This is a genomic window from Flintibacter sp. SJQ-8 (genome assembly GCF_054108085.1).
On the sequence record NZ_JBPJWR010000009.1, the window covers coordinates 75,147 to 92,758 of the forward strand.

16 protein-coding genes are annotated in these 17,612 nt (G+C 61.0%); all 16 read left to right on the forward strand.

Annotation, left to right across the window (positions count from 1 at the left end; genetic code table 11):
* Positions 1–25 precede the first annotated feature (25 nt).
* A complete protein-coding gene (locus tag ACSAMP_RS06585) occupies positions 26–502 on the forward strand; it encodes a TRAP transporter small permease (RefSeq protein ID WP_457799890.1) in 477 nt (158 codons plus the stop codon).
* Between the two features lie 14 nt (positions 503–516).
* Entirely contained in the window at positions 517–1,803 is a 1,287-nt protein-coding gene (locus tag ACSAMP_RS06590; RefSeq protein ID WP_457799891.1) for a TRAP transporter large permease, read from the forward strand.
* Between the two features lie 16 nt (positions 1,804–1,819).
* Positions 1,820–2,650, forward strand: a complete 831-nt coding sequence (locus tag ACSAMP_RS06595; protein ID WP_457799892.1) for an amidohydrolase family protein — start codon at positions 1,820–1,822, stop codon at positions 2,648–2,650.
* Positions 2,651–2,668: 18 nt separating this feature from the next.
* On the forward strand, positions 2,669–2,977 hold the full coding sequence (citD, locus tag ACSAMP_RS06600) for a citrate lyase acyl carrier protein (protein WP_457799893.1): 309 nt from the start codon (positions 2,669–2,671) through the stop codon (positions 2,975–2,977).
* Positions 2,964–3,863, forward strand: coding sequence for an HpcH/HpaI aldolase/citrate lyase family protein (locus ACSAMP_RS06605; protein WP_457799894.1), 900 nt, complete (start codon positions 2,964–2,966; stop codon positions 3,861–3,863). The genes citD and ACSAMP_RS06605 overlap by 14 nt, the downstream gene beginning before the upstream one ends.
* Entirely contained in the window at positions 3,860–5,425 is a 1,566-nt protein-coding gene (gene citF / locus ACSAMP_RS06610) for a citrate lyase subunit alpha (protein ID WP_457799895.1), read from the forward strand. Before ACSAMP_RS06605 ends, citF begins: the two co-directional genes overlap by 4 nt.
* Positions 5,426–5,637: 212 nt before the next feature.
* Positions 5,638–6,783, forward strand: coding sequence for a cysteine desulfurase family protein (locus ACSAMP_RS06615; RefSeq protein ID WP_457799896.1), 1,146 nt, complete (start codon positions 5,638–5,640; stop codon positions 6,781–6,783).
* Complete coding sequence (locus ACSAMP_RS06620; RefSeq protein ID WP_441795109.1) at positions 6,780–7,652, forward strand: tRNA 2-thiocytidine biosynthesis TtcA family protein; 873 nt, start codon at positions 6,780–6,782, stop codon at positions 7,650–7,652. The genes ACSAMP_RS06615 and ACSAMP_RS06620 overlap by 4 nt, the downstream gene beginning before the upstream one ends.
* Positions 7,653–7,679: 27 nt before the next feature.
* The gene (locus tag ACSAMP_RS06625) at positions 7,680–7,994 is read left to right on the forward strand and encodes a rhodanese-like domain-containing protein (RefSeq protein ID WP_441795110.1); all 315 of its coding nucleotides are present in this window, start codon (positions 7,680–7,682) and stop codon (positions 7,992–7,994) included.
* 346 nt (positions 7,995–8,340) lie between these two features.
* On the forward strand, positions 8,341–10,749 hold the full coding sequence (locus tag ACSAMP_RS06630; protein WP_457799897.1) for an S-layer homology domain-containing protein: 2,409 nt from the start codon (positions 8,341–8,343) through the stop codon (positions 10,747–10,749).
* Between the two features lie 693 nt (positions 10,750–11,442).
* Complete coding sequence (locus ACSAMP_RS06635) at positions 11,443–12,687, forward strand: nickel pincer cofactor-dependent isomerase, group 22 (protein ID WP_457799898.1); 1,245 nt, start codon at positions 11,443–11,445, stop codon at positions 12,685–12,687.
* Between the two features lie 60 nt (positions 12,688–12,747).
* Entirely contained in the window at positions 12,748–13,962 is a 1,215-nt protein-coding gene (locus tag ACSAMP_RS06640; protein WP_457799899.1) for an aconitase X catalytic domain-containing protein, read from the forward strand.
* Between the two features lies 1 nt (position 13,963).
* Positions 13,964–14,368: an aconitase X swivel domain-containing protein gene (locus ACSAMP_RS06645; protein ID WP_441795113.1), complete on the forward strand. Its 405-nt coding sequence runs from the start codon at positions 13,964–13,966 to the stop codon at positions 14,366–14,368.
* A gap of 120 nt (positions 14,369–14,488) precedes the next feature.
* On the forward strand, positions 14,489–15,532 hold the full coding sequence (locus ACSAMP_RS06650) for a TRAP transporter substrate-binding protein (protein ID WP_457799900.1): 1,044 nt from the start codon (positions 14,489–14,491) through the stop codon (positions 15,530–15,532).
* Between the two features lie 109 nt (positions 15,533–15,641).
* The gene (locus ACSAMP_RS06655; protein ID WP_457799901.1) at positions 15,642–16,169 is read left to right on the forward strand and encodes a TRAP transporter small permease; all 528 of its coding nucleotides are present in this window, start codon (positions 15,642–15,644) and stop codon (positions 16,167–16,169) included.
* Positions 16,170–17,450, forward strand: coding sequence for a TRAP transporter large permease (locus ACSAMP_RS06660; RefSeq protein WP_457799902.1), 1,281 nt, complete (start codon positions 16,170–16,172; stop codon positions 17,448–17,450).
* Positions 17,451–17,612: the final 162 nt, after the last annotated feature.

Genomic DNA, 17,612 nt, shown 5'->3' on the forward strand with positions numbered 1-17,612 from the left:
CTACGAAGTAAGGAGTTTACTGAAAATGCTGTTTGAAAAAATAGTAGTTCGGGCTTTGCGGACCCTTTCCTTCCTGATGTTCGTCGTGATGATCGCGGTGGTCTTCGCCCAGGTCATCCTGCGCTACTTCTTCGGAATGCCCCTGGCCTGGAGCGATGAGCTCTCCCGTCTGCTGCTGGTGTGGGTGTCCTTTATGGGCGTCACCCTGGTCCACTATTCCGACGCGGGCCACCCCGCCGTCACCTTCCTGGTGGACAAGCTGCCCAACGCCCCCCGAGAGGTGGTGGACGCGGTGCTGAACGTGCTGCTGATCGTGGGCTTTGCCGCCATCTTCAAGGCCAGCCTGGAGTACACCGTTACCAACCACCGCTTTGTCAGCGCCGTGCTGCACTATCCCAACTCTGTGAAGTATGCGGTGGTCCCCCTGTCCATGGCCCTGATGGTCATCAAGAGCCTGGAGCGGACCGTTGTGGACTTTAAAAAACTGATGAAAAACGGATGAGGAGATAAAACGATATGATGTTACTGTTACTGTTTGGCTCTTTCTTCCTGCTGCTGGCGCTGGGTGTGCCCATCCTGTTTTCCATGGGTATGTCCGCCGGTATTTACTATGTGGTCAGCGGCTATCCCCTGATGCAGTTCGTTCAGAAGACCATCGGCGGCGTGGACTCCTTCACCCTGCTGGCCATCCCCTTCTTCCTGCTGGCCGGTGATATCATGGGCAAGGGCGGCATCAGCAAGCGGATGCTGCGCTTTGCCAACGCCCTGGTGGGCCCCCTCACCGGCGGCCTGGCCGTCACCGGCGTGGTGTCCAGCGCCATGTTCGGCACCATCTGCGGCTCCGCTCCCGCCACCGCCGCCTCCATCGGCAGCATCGTGGCCCCCGACATGGAGGCCCGTGGCTACAGCAAGCGCTTCACCGGCTCTATCATCGCCGCCTCCGGTCTGCTGGGCATCATCATTCCTCCCAGCATCGTCATGGTCAACTATGGCGCTACTGCCGGCGTGTCCATCGGCAGCCTGTTCATCGGCGGCATTATCCCCGGCATCATGGCCATGCTGGGCCTGGCCATCTTCTCTGTGTGGCAGAGCAAAAAGTATGGCTATGGCCTGGTGGACGGCCACAAGCAGCACTATGACCTGCGGGAGATCCTGGTCTCCTTCAAGGGCGCTATCCTGCCCCTGACCACCCCCCTGTTCATCCTGGGCAGCATCATGCTGGGCATTGCCACCGCCACCGAGGCCGCCGTCATCTCCGTGGTGTGGTCCGCCTTCCTCACCGTGGTCGTTTATCGCGAGATCACCGTGAAGGAGCTGTGCACCATCATCACCGACGGCGTGGGCAAGGCCGGTCAGATCATCGGCATGATGGCCTCCTCCGCCGCCTTCGGCTATGCCCTGACCGTGGAGAAGGTCCCCGCCCTGATGGCCAACTTCTTCGTGCAGTATGTGGACAACGCCCTGATTTTCTTCCTCATCACCTTTGCTATCGTGCTTATCTTCGGCTGCTTCCTGGAGGTCATCGCCATCATCGTGCTGGTCACCCCCATCCTGCTGCCCGTCTCCACCGCCATGGGCATCGACCCCATCCACTTCGGCATGTTCATGTGCCTGACCCTGTGCCTGGGCGGCCTGACTCCCCCTGTGGGCCTGTGCCTCATCACCACCAGCCGTATCGTGGACGTGGACATCGACAAGATGTTCCCCGACCTGCTGTGGTGCATCGGCATCTATGTGCTGGTCATCGCCCTGGTGGCCGTGTTCCCCGGCCTGGCCACCTGGCTGCCCAGCATGATGGCGTAACGCGGAGGGAAGTTTTATGAGCGTACATCAAAAGCTGACTATCCCCCACGCCTGCAACGCCCACCTGCACATCATCGACCCGGCCTTCCCCAACGACGGGAAGGCCGCCGCCCAGATCGGCACGGTGGAGACCTATGCCAAGCTGGCCGACGAGCTGGGACTGGAGCGGGCGGTGTTCGTCCAGGCCAAGCCCTTTGCCACGGACAACGCCTGCCTGCTGGATGCCATCCAGAAGTTCGGCCCCCAGCGCGCCCGGGGCATCGCTGTGGTCACCGACCAGGTCAGCGACAAGGAGTTGGAGCAGCTGCACCAGGGCGGTGTCCGGGGTCTGCGCTTCAGCGTGTGGAACCCCACCAACGCCGTGGTCTCCTTTGACATGTGCCAGCCTTTGAGCCACCGGGTCAGCGGCCTGGGCTGGAACATGCAGCTGCACATGAGCGCCAGACAGCTGATGGAGCAGGAGGAGATCGTCTCCCATCTGCCTGGCAAGGTGGTCATCGACCACATGGGCCGTCTGGACCCGGAGCAGGGCATCAACGACCCGGCCTATGCCTGCCTGTGCCGCCTCATTGACCGGGGCAACGTGTGGGTGAAGCTGTGCGGCCCCTATCTGAATACCAAGACCGGCTATCCCTGGGCCGACGCGGCCAAGACCGCCCGGGCCCTGGCCGCCTATGCGCCGGAGCGGATGCTGTGGGGCACGGATTTCCCCCACGTCACCGAAAAAGTAAAGCCTGACGAGTGGTCTCTGCTGGAGACCATCGACGCCTGGTTCGACACCGACCACGCCAAGCGGCTGGCCCTGGTGGAGAACCCGGAGCAGGTGTATGGATTCTCGGCCGACTAATTGAGAGGAAGCGAAACTATGATCCTGAAAAAACCGGCCATGGCCGGAACTCTGGAGTCCAGCGATGTTCAGATCACGCTGCGCCCCAATCCCAACGGCGGCGTTCAGCTGAATCTGCGCAGCGACGTGATGGCGCAGTTCGGAGACGCCATCCGGGACACCGTTATGGAAGAGCTGAAGAAATTTGACTTAAACGACGTTGTGGTGGACGTGGAGGACAAGGGCGCGCTGGATTTCGTTATCCGGTCCCGGCTCCAGTGCGCCATCTGCCGCGGCGCGGAGATCTCCTACAACTGGGCAGAGGAGGATGGCCATGGCAAGCAGTGAACTGATGCGTACCTCCCTGTACGCCGGCGGCACCAGCCCCGTGAAGATGATCCAGGCTGGCTTTTATAACGAGGACTGCATCGTCTACGACCTGGAGGACTCGGTATCCGCGGGGGAGAAGGACGCGGCCCGCTTCCTGGTGTATAACCTGGTGAAGTATCAGCGCCCCAAGAACAAGTATGTGGTGGTCCGGGTGAACGGCCTGTACTCTGAGTATCTGGACGAGGACCTGGAGGCCATTGTCCGCGCCCAGCCCGACGCCATCCGCCTGCCCAAGGTGGAGTATGCCAAAGAGGTGGAGCGCATCGACCAGCGCGTCACCCAGATCGAGCAGGCCGCCGGTCTGCCCGTGGGCGGCATCAAGCTGTGGTGCAACATCGAGTCCTATCTGGGCGTGATGAACGCCCAGGAGATCGCCAAGGCCAGCCCCCGTGTGGCGGCCATGGCCATCGGCGCCGAGGACCTGACCGCCAGCCTGGGCGCCCAGCGCACCAAGCCCGGCTGGGAGATCTTCTATGCCCGCAACGCCATCCTTATGGCCTGCCGGGCCGCCGGGATCTCCGCCCAGGACGCCGTGTTCTCTGACATCAACGACAAGGAGGGCCTGCAGCGGGACCTGGAGATGACCCGCACCCTGGGCTTTGACGGCAAGACCTGCGTCCACCCCCGCCAGATCGACGCGGTGAACGCCTGCTTCACCCCCAGCGCCAAAGAGATCCGCAACGCGGAGCGGGTGCTGGCCGCCCTGGACGAGGCGGCGAAGAACCACACCGGCGTCTGCACGCTGGACGGCAGCATGGTGGACAAGCCCATGGAGCTGCGGGCCAGGACCACTCTGGCCAAGGCCGCTGCTGCGGGCATCAAGATCGGAGGCGTTCAGGCATGAGCAAGAATTCATTAGGTCGGGAGCTGCCCGAGCAGGTGGGAAGCTATTGCGTCCGCCCCTATGAGGGTGCATATCAGCCCCTTCCTGAGGCCAAGCCCGTGGTCACCCGCCGCACCGCCGGACACCGCGTTCCCGGCGGGAACAAGCTGGTGCCCACTCTGAAGGACGCCATCATCGCCTCCGGGCTGAAGGACGGCATGACCATCTCCTTCCACCACAGCTTCCGGGAGGGCGACAAGGTCATCGGCCAGGTGCTCACCGCCATCCGGGAGCTGGGCATCAAGGGCCTGCGCTTTGCCCCCAGCGCCGTGGTGAACATCAAGGAGCCCTCCATCGTGGACTTTGTGAAGGACGGCACCATCAACCGCATCGAGGCCAGCGGCATCCGCGGCCAGCTGGGCGACGCCATCCTCTCCGGCGAGGTGGAGCTGGCCGAGCCCGTCATCCTGCGCACCCACGGCGGCCGCCCCCGGGCCATCGAGGCCGGGGAGCTGCAGATCGACGTGGCCTTCATCGGCGCTTCCGCCGCTGACGACTATGGCAACTGCACCAGCCAGATCGGCCCCAACGCCTGCGGCTCCATGGGCTATTCCTTTGTGGACGCCCACAACGCCGGGTGCGTGGTGGTGGTCACCGACAATCTGGTGGACTACCCCTGCTGCCCGGTGAGCATCAGCCAGCAGTATGTGGACTATGTGGTCAAGGTGGACTCCATCGGCGACCCGGCCAAGATCGGCGCGGGTGCGGCCCGGCTGACCAAAAATCCCCGGGACCTGATGATCGCCCAGCGGACGGTGGACGTGATGTCCGCCTCCCGCCGGTTCAAGGACGGCTTCTCCTTCCAGACCGGTGCCGGCGCCATCAGCATCGCCACCACCAAGTATCTGGCTGAGCGGATGAAGGAGCGGGGCGTGAAGGCCAGCTTCGCCCTGGGCGGTATCCCCGCCGCCATCATCGACATGTATGACGAGGGCCTGGTCCGGGTGGTGGCCTGCAGCCAGTCCTTCGACGCGGTGGCCGCCCAGGCCATCAGCAGCCGCCCCGGCGTCATCGAGATCGACAACGCGGACTATGCCAACGCCTACAGCAAGGGCGGCTATCTCAACCGGGAGGACTTCGGCATTCTTGGCGCGCTGGAGGTGGACACGGACTTTAACGTGAACATCCTCACCGGCTCCTCTGGCGAGATGCGGGGCGGCCTGGGCGGCGGCCCCGACGTGGCCGGGGGCGCCCAGGTGTCCATCGTCACCATCCCCGTGATCCGTGGCCGCACCCCCTCCATCGTGAAGAAGGTGTTCACCACCTGCACCCCCGGCGAGACCGTTGCCGTGGTGGTGACCGAGGCGGGCATCGCCCTGAACCCCAAGCACAAGAACTATCAGGAGCTGAAGGAGGACCTGGAGGCCGCCGGTTTGAAGCTGGTGACCATCGAGGAGCTTCAGCAGCTGGCCGAGTCCATGACCGGCGTCCCCAAGCCCATCGAGACCGGCGACAAAGTGGTCTGCATGGTGGAATACCGGGACGGCAGCGTGGTAGACGTGATCCGCCAGATCAAAAAGTGATCATACCCCAGGAGCAAAGCTGGAACATGGATGAATGAAAACGGGCGCTGATGTAAAAACATCAGCGCCCGCTTTGCGATGTGGGGGGATGGAGCGAGGGTGCAAGTTGACACGCCCCCGTCCCCATGATAAAATAACCGCTGTATCCCCTGGAAACACTGGAATTTCCCTGTTTTCATGCGGGTTTTTAGTTTGTTTATGGGGGCCTTTTTATGATCTATCTGGACTATGCCGCCAACCATCCGGCGGACCCGGGGGTGGTGGAGCGGTTTTGCCGCACGGAGCTGGCCTTTCCCGGCAACCCCAACTCCGCCCACTCGGCGGGGCGGGCCGCCCGGGAGGAACTGGACCGGATCACCGCGTCCATTGCCGCTCTGCTGGGGGCGGAGCCGGAGGAGGTCATCTACACCTCTGGGGCCACCGAGTCCAACAACCTGGCCATCAAGGGCCTGGCCCAGGCCAGCCGCCACGTGGGGCGGCACATCCTGTCCACCCAGCTGGAGCACTCCTCGGTGGGGGGCAGTCTCACCGCCCTGCAAAACCAGGGCTATGAGATCGACCTGCTGGACGTGGACCGCCGGGGACAGGTGGACCTGGAACAGCTCCGGGACCTGCTGCGGAAGGACACGGTGCTGCTGTCCCTGTCGGCGGTGGACAGCGAGCTGGGGACGGTGCAGCCCCTGGAGGAAGTGCGGGAGATATTAAAGGAGTACCCCAACTGCCGATTGCACGTCGACGCCACCCAGGCGGTGGGGCGCATCCCCGTGCGCTTCACCGGCTGCGACACCATGAGCCTGGCCCTGCACAAGATCGGCGGGCTCAACGGCAGCGGCCTGCTGCTCAAGCGGAAGGGCCTGGTGCTGGAGCCCCTGCTCCACGGCGGGACCAGCACCACCATCTATCGCAGCGGCACCCCCACCCTGGCCCTGGCGGCAGCGGCGGAGGAGGCCCTGCGCCGGGCCTTGTGGGAGCGGGAGGAGCGAGCGGCCCGGGTGGCCGCCCTGCGCCGCCGACTGGAGGACGGTCTGAAACAATACCCCCAGGTGCGCATCAACAGCCCGGCGGGGGCGGTGCCCCACATTCTCAACCTCAGCGTGGCGGGGGTGCGGGGCAGCCGGTTCCAGCAGGCCCTGTCGGGCCGGGGCGTGTGCGTGTCGGTAAAGTCCGCCTGTTCCTCTGACGGGCTGCCATCCAAGGCGGTGTTCGCCGTCAGCCGGGACCGGAAAAACGCCCTGTCCAGCTGGCGCATCAGCCTGAGCCACCTGACCACAGAGGAAGAGATCGACCAATTTTTGACCATTTTTGACGCCTGCTGCCGGGAACTCACCGGCCAGGGGGCGGGGGAGGAGCGCAAATGAGCCGTGAATTGACCCAGTGCCAGCTCATCGAGCGGAGCATTCTGAAAAAATATCGCAAAGAGATCTGGAAACCCTTTACCTATGCCATCCGGCGCTATCAGCTGATCCAGCCCGGGGACAAGATCGCCGTGTGCATCTCCGGGGGGAAGGACTCCATGCTCATGGCCAAGCTGATGCAGCTGCTCCAGCGGTTCAGCGACTATCCCTTTGAAGTGGTCTTTTTGGTGATGGACCCCGGCTATAACGAGATCAACCGCCACAAGATCGAGAGTAACGCCGCCCTGCTGGAGATCCCCGTCACCATCTTCGAGACCAATATTTTCGAGGTGGCCAACAACAGCGAAAAGTCCCCCTGCTACCTGTGCGCCCGGATGCGCCGGGGGCACCTGTACAGCAAGGCAAAGGAGCTGGGCTGCAACAAGATCGCCCTGGGCCACCACTTTAACGACGTGATCGAGACCACGGTGCTGGGCATGTTCTTCGGCTCCCAGCTCCAGGCCATGCTGCCCAAGCTGCACAGCACCAACTTTGCGGGCATGGAGCTCATCCGCCCCCTGTACTGCATCCACGAGGACAGCATCATCGCCTGGCGGCGGTATAACGACCTGGAGTTTATCCAGTGCGCCTGCCGCTTCACGGAAAACTGCGCCATCTGCGATAACGGCGGCGGCGGCTCCAAGCGGCAGGAGGTGAAGACCCTACTGCGGCGGCTGAAGCGGGACAACCCCAACATCGAAAAGAGCATCTTCAACAGCATCCACGCCGTCAGTCTGGACACGATGATCGGCTATAAGACCCACGGGGAGCTGCACTCCTTCCTGGAGGGCTATGACGAGAAGCGCCCGGTGGAGGAGCAGGAGAGCGAGTAAACGCCCAGAAATATAGGAGAGAGAAGCATGAGCGACTATCAGGATATCGATTTTCAGCAGGCCCGGGAGATCTTAGACCGGGAGAAGGACAGCGTGCTGCTGGACGTGCGGGAGGAGGAGGAGTTCATCACCGGCCACCCCATCGAGGCCGAGCTGCTGCCCCTGAGCACCTTAAGCCCCGCCACCGCGGCGGAGCTGATCCCCAGCAAGGACAGCCCCGCCCTGGTCTATTGCCGCAGCGGCGTGCGCAGCCGCCAGGCCGCCGAAAAGCTGGTAAAAATGGGCTACACCCAGGTCTATAACCTGGGCAGCTTAGTGGGCTGGCCCTATGGGATGACGTGAGCGGGATCAGTAATCAGGGGGACGGTTCTTGTGATTAGTGCCTAATCAGAAGAACCGTCCCCCTGATTACACTTGCAATGCTCCCAAAACTGAGATATAATAACAGGCAGAAAAAGGAGTTGACGGCAATGGGCTGCGCGGGCTACACTGAAGCAAGCAAGCAAGCAAGCAAGCAAGCAAGCAAGCAAGCAAGCAAGCAAGCAGAGTAATGTAGCGCTCTGCCCCTTTGTGCTGTCCAATTCCAAATATGATCGTTTCAATAAAACGACGCTTTTTTGACACAGGTCGCCCTGTGCCGAAAAGGCGTCTTTTTTTGTTGGAACAGACGATGAACGGAGGTCTTGACATGAAGCGAAAACTCTTATCCCTGGCCCTCTCCTTCGCCCTGTGCCTCACCCTGCTGCCAGGAGCCGCGCTGGCGGCGGATGAGACCGCCCCCGCCTACGGCGGCGGAACCGGGACCCAGGACGACCCGTGGATCATTGCCACGGTGGAGGATATCACGACACTGGCTGCCACAGTCAACGACGGCACCTATTACGAAGATGCTTATTTTAAGCAGACCGCAGACCTGGATATGACCGGTGTTGATTGGGAGCCGATCGGTTATTCTGACAACGACGATATTTACTTTTGCGGAAATTACGACGGCGATAACCATACTATTTCTAACATTACAAGCAGCGGCAAAATGGATAGTCAGGGTCAGACAACCGCTGGTATTTTCGGATTTGTAGCTGAAGGTTCCATTTCAAATCTGCACGTTAGAAGTGCTAAACTTTCAGCAGCCGGAGATGACAATTACGGTCATGCAGGTGGACTGCTTGGCGTTGCTTATGAAGCTACAGTTATAAATTGTTCTGTCACTGATTCTAAGATCAAAAGCACTGCCACCTCCAATTCCAACAACTGTGCTGGCGGAATTGCTGGGTATTCTGCTATGTCAAATTTCTCTAAATGTGCATCAGTTTCTAATGAAATCGACTCGCAATGTTACAGCGGTGGTGTCGTAGGTGAGATCGATGATAGTTACAGTTCCACAGACAGCCGCTTTGTGGATTGCTATGCCGCAGAATGTTCCGTGACCTCAAGCACTACGCCCGTCAATGGTTTCAGTTTTGCAGGTGGCTTTATCGGTGAAGTAACAGAAGACAATCCCACGCTGGAGCACTGCTATGTCTATGATACGACAACTTCCGTTGAAAACACCTCCGCACTGTTAAATGGAGTAGGTGTCTTTGTCGGAAACTTCTATACAAATCTGCCTAATTATCAAGCCCAGGTCACGACTACCGACTGCTACTACGGAGAATGCAGCACTGACGAGAACTTTGGTACTGCAACCCTCAAAGATCAGACCGAATTTGAAGATGGTACTGTAACGGGGCTTCTTGGTGATGCCTTTGTGCAAGGCGAAGACTATCCCATTATCAACATCCCTGTCGCCAGCGTCGCGCTGGACCAGGAGGAATTGTCTCTCTTTGCTGGGGAGAATGAGACGGTGATTGCTTCCGTTCTTCCTCTGGTTGCATCCAATCAAAAAGTCACGTGGACGAGCAGTGATGATACCGTGGCCACCGTGGACGAAAACGGCGTTGTCACCGCTGTTTCCGCCGGTGCGGCTGTCATCACCGTCACCACCGAGGACGGCAGTCTGACGGCCAGCTGCACGGTCACGGTGACCGTCCCTGTGACCGGCGTGAGCCTGGACAAGGACGAGATGTCCCTTACCGTGGGCGAGACCGGGACGCTGACGGCCACCGTCACGCCGGAGAACGCCACCAACGGCAATATCACCTGGGCCAGCGATAAGGCCGATGTTGCCACTGTGGACGAAAACGGCGTTGTCAGCGCTGTCTCCGCCGGAACGGCTGTGATTACCGTCACCACCGAGGACGGCAGTCTGACGGCCAGCTGTACCGTCACCGTGGCGCCGAAGCCCTCCTCTGGGTCCTCTGACCGCGACGACAGCTCCTCCACGCCCAGCTATCCCGTCACCCAGGACAGGGCGGACAACGGCGCTGTGTCCGTCAGTCCCAAAAACGCCATTCAGGGCAGCACGGTCACGGTGAAGGTGACGCCGGACAGCGGTTATGTGGTGGATGAGGTGGCCGTCACCGACAACCGGGGCAACGAGGTGAAGCTGACCCAGACGGGCGCGGGCAAATATACCTTTACCATGCCCGCCGGGGCGGTGACGGTGAAGCCCATCTTCGTGCGGGAGACGGGGGAGAGCCCCTTCCGGGACGTGTCTGAGCGCGACTATTATTATGACGCAGTGAGGTGGGCGGCGGAGGAGGGCATCACCTCCGGCACCAGCGCCGACCTGTTCAGCCCTAGTGCCCCCTGCACCCGGGCGCAGATGGTCACCTTCCTGTGGCGGGCCGCAGGCAGCCCCAATGTGGGCGGCGCGCTGACCTTCACCGACGTGGCGGACAGCGCCTATTATGCCCCGGCGGTGCGCTGGGCCGCCAGCGTGGGTGTCACCTCCGGCACCGGCGCGGGCCGGTTCAGCCCCGACGATCCCTGTACCCGGGGCCAGATGGCGGCCTTCCTGTACCGCTGGCAGCAGTCCCCGGCGGCCTCTGGCAGCAACCCCTTTGCCGACGTGGTGGACAGCGACTATTACTATGCCGCCGTGCTGTGGGCTTATCAAAAGGGCGTGACCCAGGGCGTCAGCGCCAGCGCCTTCGCCCCCAGCGCCCCCTGCACCCGAGGCCAGATGGCCATGTTCCTGTATCAGTTGAAGGGTTGATCGTCATTGCGAGGAGGTCCGAAGGACCGACGCGGCGATCCGTTTCTCTCGTCCCTTGGCCCCCTTGTGAAAGGGGGCTGTCAGCGAAGCTGACTGAGGGATTCCGGTTTTAGGACATCTTTCCGGTGGTCGGAATCCTTCCGTCACGGGCTGCGCCCGTGCCACCTCCCTTTAACAAGGGAGGCTGCTGGGTGTGTGACATATTACGCTGAAGCAAAACCAAAGCCCCCCGTCAACCGGAATAACCCGGGCGGCGGGGGGCTTTTTGCCGAAAATTTCACAAAGCGCGTGTTCTGATCGTCTATATATGCAGAAAAATATTCACTTTAACATGATGATTCAACGGTGATTCGGTGAAATACCAGGGATTTTCCCACAAAACACAGCTTTCGTCAAAATGCCGACTGACCCGTACTTTTGAAAAAACACTCTGATCTATATTGACAGATGGGCACCCCGGCCCTATAATATGTTTAAGCTGAAACGGCAGTTGTGCGATAAAAATAAAAGGCGTCCCGCTTTTTATTTTAATTTTTTTAATCTCTGCTGTATACAGGGAAAACACCCAAGGAATACACAAAGCATCCAGCGCTTCTGAAAGGGAGCGGTTCTTTTTGAAAGAACCCTGTATACAGCATGAATAGAGCTTGCATAACTGCATATTGATACATCGATTTGAAGGAGGAGCTGAAAATGCCGATCCTGCTGAAGGAGGACCTGGAACGTCCCCTGCCCCCCATGTATTGGGTGCGGCAGCAGTTCAACAGCGAGGAGCTCACCGATGTGGTGGGTGCGGTGAAGGAACAGCTGGCCCGGCCCGAGGTGGCCGGTCTGGTGAAGCCGGGAGCCCGCATCGCCGTGGCCGTGGGCAGCCGGGGCATCCGGGACCTGTTCCCCGTGGTCCACACCACGATCGAGTGCCTGAAGGCCCTGGGGGCCAAGCCCTTTATCGTCTCCGCCATGGGCAGCCACGGCGGCGGCACCGAGGAGGGCCAGCGTGAGGTGCTCACCGGCTATGGCATCACCGAGGAGAACCTGGGCGTCCCCGTGGTCACCACGGTGGACACGGTGCTGCTGGGCCACGCGGCCAACGGGCGGCCCATCTGGTTTGACCGGGCGGCCTTCGAGGCCGACCTGATCGTCCCCATCAACCGGGTGAAGCTGCACACCGACTTTGTGGGTCCCCTCCAAAGCGGCCTGTGCAAAATGCTGGTCATCGGCCTGGGCAACCACAAGGGCTGCTCCGCCGCCCACGAGGAGGACTCGGACCACTTCGCCGCCATGCTGGAGGAGACCGCCGGGATCATCCTGCAAAAGGCTCCCATCGGCTTTGGCGTGGCCATTCTGGAAAACGCCTATGACAAGACCCGCCGCATCGAGGCCGTCCCCGCCAAGGGGTGGATCGAGCGGGAGAAGGAGCTGGTCCAGGAGGCCAAGGCCAACATGCCCTGCATCATGCTCCCGGAGGCGGACGTGATCGTCTGTCAGGAGATCGGCAAGGACGTGTCCGGCGCGGGCTTCGACCCCAACATTTTGGGCCGCAGCTCGGTTCTAAAAACCTTTGTCCTGCATATCCCCAAGTATCAGCGTCTGGTACTCAACAGCGTCACCGCCGCCAGCCACGGAAACGGCATCGGCGTGGGACTGTTCGACGTGATCACCAAGCAGGTGGCCGAGAACCTGGACCTGGAAGCTATGTACGCCAACGCCATCGCCTGCAACTGCCTGGGGGACGCCAACATCCCCTGTACGGTGGAGGACGAGGCCACGGCCATCCGGGTGGCACTGAAGTGCTGTCGGGGCATTGACCGGGACGACCCCAAGATCATCCGAATTCAGAACACCCTGCATCTGAAATATATCCAGGTCTCCCGGGCTCTGCTGCCCGACGTGGAGGCCGACCCCCGGCTGACGTTGGTAGACGGGCCGGAGGACTGAATACACGAATCAAGCACGAAGCTCTGACATATGTATGCAATTTAAAAGGGAGGAAACGACATGATCCTGAACGATGAACAGAAGGCCATGCTGAACGGCGACCTGGGCGAGGGCGCGGCCTACGCCATGAAGATCCAGTTTGCCCTGGGCGAGGCGTTTGACGCCAAGCGTATGGTGCCCATCAAGCGGGCCCACGTGGCCCTGAGCAACCAGGACGGCGACCTGTGGTTTGCCGAGAAGCTGGTGAAGGCGGGCGCCCACTGCAAGGTGGCCCCCACCGTGAACCCCGGCTTCTGCACCGGCCACTTCACCGGCGCCTGCGGCCACCCCGCCGACGCGGAGGACATCGCCCACATGATCCGCACGGACAACGCCTATCGGGCCCTGGGCGCGGTGCTCTCCTATAACTGCACCCCCTACATCGCCACCAACGTGCCCAACTTCGGCGAGGTGTGCGCCTTCTCCGAGTCCAGCGCCACCCCCTATGTGAACTCCGTGTGGGGCGCCCGGTCCAACCGCGAGAGCGCCAACAGCGCCCTGTGCGCCGCCATCACCGGCTATGTGCCCGAGTATGGCCTGTTGCTGGACGAGAACCGCAAGGGCGACATCCTGGTCCGGGTGGAAGCCGACATGAAGACCCCCTATGAGTATCACCTGCTGGGCATGATGGGCGACAAGATCGGCGAGGGCATCCCCGTATTCACCGGCCTGCCCCACACCATCTCCGCCGAGGCCCTGCGCAACCTGGGCGCGCAGCTGAACACCTCCGGCGCTTACGGCATGTACCACATCGTAGGCTGCACCCCCGAGGCTCCCACCGTGGAAGTGGCTCTGGGCGGCAAGAAGCCCAAGTACGAGGTGGTCATCACCAACGAGGACCTGCAGAACGTGGAGGCTACCTTCAGCGACAAGCGGGACAGCGACAAAGTGGACTTTGCTATGTTCGGCTGCCCCCACTTCACCCTGGAGGAGGCCCAGCACATCGCCGAGGGCGTGAAGGGCAAGAAGCTGGCCATTCCCATGTACATCCTGGTCTCCAGCCATGCGCTGCAGATGGCCCAGCGTATGGGCATCGCCGACGTGCTGGCCGAGGCCGGCGCCGAGATCATCGCCGACAGCTGCCCCGACCAGCCCTGCTGGCACTATCTCAAGGGCAAGGTGGGCATCACCGAGTCCCCCAAGTGCGCCTATTATCCCCGCCGCCGCGGCATTCACTTCATCATCCGTGACCTGGACACCTGCATCCAGGCCGCTCTGACTGGGGAGGTAAAGTAAAATGAGCAAGCGTTATTCCTGCCACAAGATCTCTGAGGGCAAGGCTCAGGCCGAGGCCATCAAGACCCATGACCGCATCATGTTCTATCAGGTCCGCCCCGAGGACGGCGTGATGGAGGAGAAGGACCACGAGCTGCTGGGCCGCTCCATCTCTCAAAAGGTGCTGCTGTTCCCCGGCGGCAAGGGCAGCTCCGTGGTGCAGCAGGACGGCCTGTATCACCTGGACCGCTTCCACAACATGCCCGCGGCCCTGATCGTTCAGGACCCCGACCCCGTGCTGGTGGCCGGTGCCATCATCATGGAGATCCCCATGGTGGACCGCCTGCCCCAGGAGTTCTATGACGCCGTGAAGGACGGCGACCAGATCCTGGTCAACGCCGACGAGAGCTACGTAGAGATCCTGTAAGGCAAACCCGAATTTTAGCCGGGCCTATGACTTGGGGCCCGGCTGAGAGATACTCCGCTTTTGATCCCGCGAATTTGCTTCAACATTCCAAATCACAACGATCACAAGGAGGAACCAAACATGAAGAAAGCACTTGCACTTGCCCTGGCTTTGGCCACTGCCATTTCCCTGTCCGCCTGCGGCGGCGGGAACAAGACCCCCGCTGCCTCCGGCAGCACCAGCACCGCCGCCCCCACCGGCGGCAACGCCTCCATCGTCCTGAAGGTCGCCCACGTGGAGGCCGAGGACCGCTCCACCCACAAGGCCCTGCTGGAGTTTGAGAAGGAGGTCGAGGAGAAGTCCGACGGCCGCATCGACGTTCAGATCTATCCCAACGCCGAGCTGGGCGGCGACGAGGAGCTGTGCGAGGCCGTGGCCATGGGCACCATCCAGATGGCGCTGCCCTCCACCTCCGTGCTGACCTCCTACAACGAGGAGATCGGCGTGCTGGATATGCCCTATCTGTTCAAGGATTCTCAGAGCGCCTTTGATGCCCTGGACGGCGACCTGGGCAGCCAGATCAGCGAGTGGATCGCCGGCAACGGCTTTGTCAGCCTGGGCTACACCTATAACGGCCCCCGCTGCACCACCAACAGCGTTCACCCCATCAGCACCCCCGCCGACCTGGCCGGCCTGAAGATCCGCGTGATGAGCTCCCCCGTGTTCATCCGCATGTACGAGGTGCTGGGCGCCAACCCCACCCCCATGAGCTTCTCTGAGGTGTTCACCGGCCTGCAGCAGAACGTCATCAACGGCCAGGAGAACCCCCCCACTCTGATCTATGCCTCCGGTTTCCAGGAGGTCCAGAAGTACCTGACCCTGGATAACCACGTCCACAACTTCCTGGCCGTGCTGACCAACGAGAACTGGCTGAACAGTCTGAGCGCCGACGACCAGCAGCTGGTGAAGGACTGCGTGGCCGAGATGGTCACCACCCAGCGCAGCATGGAGCTGGAGGACAACGATTCCGTCGTGGCCAAGCTGCAGGATGCCGGCATGGAGGTCAACGAGCTGACTGACGAGCAGTACCAGGCCTTTGTGGATGCCGTGCAGCCCATGTACGACGAGTATAAGCAGCAGTGGGGCACCGAGATCTTTGATCTGGCTACCTCTTACAACAAGTAAGCACCCCTGATACCTCATCGTATCCCCATTTCAACGACGGGCGGGCCAGAGGTTTCGTCCCTCTGGTCCGTCCGCTTGTGTTTCCTTGAGAGGAGAGGAGTCGATCCCTATGAAAAAAGACAGTTTTCTCGGCAAACTTGTCTATGGCTATGACAAGCTGGAGGAATATGTCCTCTGTGCCAGCCTGGTGCTGACCACCCTGATCATCTTTGTTCAGGTCATCATGCGTTCCGTGTTCAACAGCTCCCTCACCTGGAGCGAGGAGCTGACCCGTTACATCTTCATCTGGCAGATCTGGATGGGCGTGAGCATCGCTCAGAAGGACAAGGCCCACATCAAGGTGGAGATTTTGAAATCCTTTGTGAAAAATCAGAAAGTCATCGCGGTGGTGGACGTGATCGCCACGATCCTGCTCATCGCGTTCAACATCTTCCTGGTCACCAGCGGCATCGACCTGGTGCAGCAGATGATCACCCGGGGCAATGTGTCCAGCGCCATGCGTATGCCCATGTGGATCGTCTATATCGTGCTGCCCCTGGCCTCCGGCATCTTCACCCTGCGGCTGATCGCCCAGGTGGTCCAGGACATCAAGGCCCTGTTCGGCCACGGTTCTGACGACAACAAGGAGGTGGCCTAAATGCAAAGCGCGGCTGTATTGTTCCTCACGTTTTTCGTTCTGCTGATCCTGATGGTGCCCATCGGCTATTCCATCGGCATCGCCACCCTGTTCACCATTCTGGTCTGCGGCGACGGGTCTATCCCCCTGCTGATGATCACCCAGAAGTCCATCACCGGCGTTGACTCCTTCCCGCTGATGGCCGTGCCCTTCTTCATGCTGGCCGGCAATCTGATGAGCGGCGGCGGCATCGCCAAGCGAATCTTGAACTTCTTCGATACGTTCATGGGCTTCATCGCCGGCGGTCTGAGCATGGTCACCACCGTCACCTGTATGTTCTTCGCCGCTATCTCCGGCTCCGCCATCGCCACCACCTCCGCCGTGGGTGCGTTCATGATCCCCGCCATGAAGGACAAGGGCTATGACGAGGGCTTCAGCGCCTCCATCTGCGCCGCCGCCGGTACCATCGGCGTCATCATTCCCCCCAGCGTCCCCTTCGTCATCTACGGCGTGGCCACCGGCACCTCCATCACCGACCTGTTCAAGGCCGGTATCATCCCGGGCCTTGCCATGGGCGTGGCCCTGATGATCGTGTGCTACATCATGGCCAAGAAATATGGCTTTAAGGGCGAGACCAAGAAGTTCAGCTTCAAGGCCGTGGTCAAGAGCTTTGTGGATGCCATTTGGGCCCTGCTGTCCCCTGTTATCATCCTGGGCGGCATCTACTCCGGCAAGTTCACCCCCACCGAGGCCGCTGTCATCAGCGTGGTCTATTCCTACATCGTGGGCCGCTTCGTGTATAAGGAGCTGGACAACAAGGGCGTTTACAAGGCCCTGCGGGACACCATCGTCATCAACGGCTCCACCACCTTCATGGTGGGCCTGTCCTCCGCCTTTGCCGCCTACCTGAGCCTGACCGGTATCCCCCGCACCCTGGCTGCCGCCCTCATCGGCGTCACCGACAACAAGATCATCCTGCTCATCCTCATCAACATCTTCCTGCTGGTTATCGGCTGCCTGGTGGACAACATCCCCGCCACCATCATCCTGGCCCCCATCCTGCTGCCTGTGGTCGAGGCCCTGGGCATGAGCCCCGTCACCTTCGGCATCATGCTGACCATGAACCTGGCCATCGGCTTCTGCACGCCTCCCTATGGCATCGACCTGTTCGTGGCCTCCGCCATCTCCGGCGTGTCCATCGGCAAGATGATGAAGTTCATGCTGTGGTTTATCTTCTCCCTGCTGGTGGTGCTGATGCTGGTCACCTATTGGCCCGCCTTCACCATGTTTGCCCTGGCGTAAGTTCTGACGATTTTCTTGCTTCTTTCCTTGATCCAAAATACCCCACGGGGCGCTCCTGTTCTGGGAGCGCCCCGTGGTTTTTTTCGGGGTGGGATACTGGCGAATTCGCCTATTGAAACGGCCCGGCAAAGATGTTACATTATTGAACGGAATGAATAAAAG